Annotated in this window: 1 protein-coding gene and 1 pseudogene; both read left to right on the forward strand. The window is 71.2% G+C overall.

All coding sequences use genetic code 11. The features are described from left to right. Nucleotides 1–521: pseudogene (locus tag FV234_RS25855) on the forward strand (anti-sigma factor); the annotation flags it as partial. Next, nucleotides 518–981, forward strand: a 464-nt coding sequence (locus FV234_RS25860) for a LysR family transcriptional regulator (protein WP_147832447.1), incomplete at its 3' end; no start/stop codon positions are given. The pseudogene FV234_RS25855 and the gene FV234_RS25860, both read left to right, overlap by 4 nt.

Genomic DNA, 981 nt, shown 5'->3' on the forward strand with positions numbered 1-981 from the left:
CGCTCGGCGGTGCCGGCGGCTGGGTCGGCCATGCCCTGCGCGGCGGACCCGCGACGGCGATGGTGGCGGAGGAACCGGCGACGCAGGACGCGGTCGCGGCCTTTCGCACCTTCGTGGTCGAGGTGGTGCATCCGGTGGAGGTGCGCGCCGACGAGAAGCCCCACCTCGTGACGTGGCTCTCGAAGCGCCTCGGTCACGCGGTAGCGGCCCCCGATCTCGCGGCCCAAGGGTTTCGCCTGATGGGCGGGCGGCTGCTGCCGGCCGGCGCCGAATCCGCAGCGATGCTAATGTACGACGACGACCGTGGAACCCGCCTGACGCTTTACAGCCGCGTCGGAGACGGCGATGGGCGAACGCTCTTCCGCTTCGCCCGAGAGGGCGACATCGCTGCCTTCTCCTGGGTCGATGGCGGCATGTCTTACGTCGTCACCGGCCGCACCGACGAGGCGCGGCTGTTGACGGTCGCCCAGGCCGTTGATGCTCAGGTGCGTGGCCTCGTGCCGGACCGACGGAAGCCGTGACCCTCGACCAGCTTCGCATCTTCGTGGCGGTAGCCGACCGGCAGCACGTGACGCGGGCTGCCCAGGCGCTGAACCTCGTCCAATCGGCGGTCAGCACGGCGATCGCCAACATCGAGGGGCGGCACGCGACGAAACTCTTTCACCGGGTCGGCCGTGGGATCGAACTTACCGAGGCGGGGCGTGTGTTCCTCGTCGAGGCTCGCGCGGTGCTCGCCCGGGCGGAAGCCGCCGAACTGGTGCTCGCCGACCTCAGCGGCCTACGACGCGGGACGCTGGCGCTGTTTGCCAGCCAGACTATCGCCAGCGACTGGCTGCCGCGCCACCTCGTTGCCTTCCGCCGCGCCTACCCTGAGATCGCCATCCGCTTGGCCGTGGGCAACACCACCGACGCCGCCGACGCGGTGCGCGCGGGCACGGCCGAACTCGGCTTCGTCGAGGGGGCGCTGGACGACCCGACGCT

It is taken from the genome of Methylobacterium sp. WL8, from assembly GCF_008040045.1.
In the GTDB taxonomy this organism is placed as follows: Bacteria; Pseudomonadota; Alphaproteobacteria; order Rhizobiales; family Beijerinckiaceae; genus Methylobacterium; species Methylobacterium cerastii.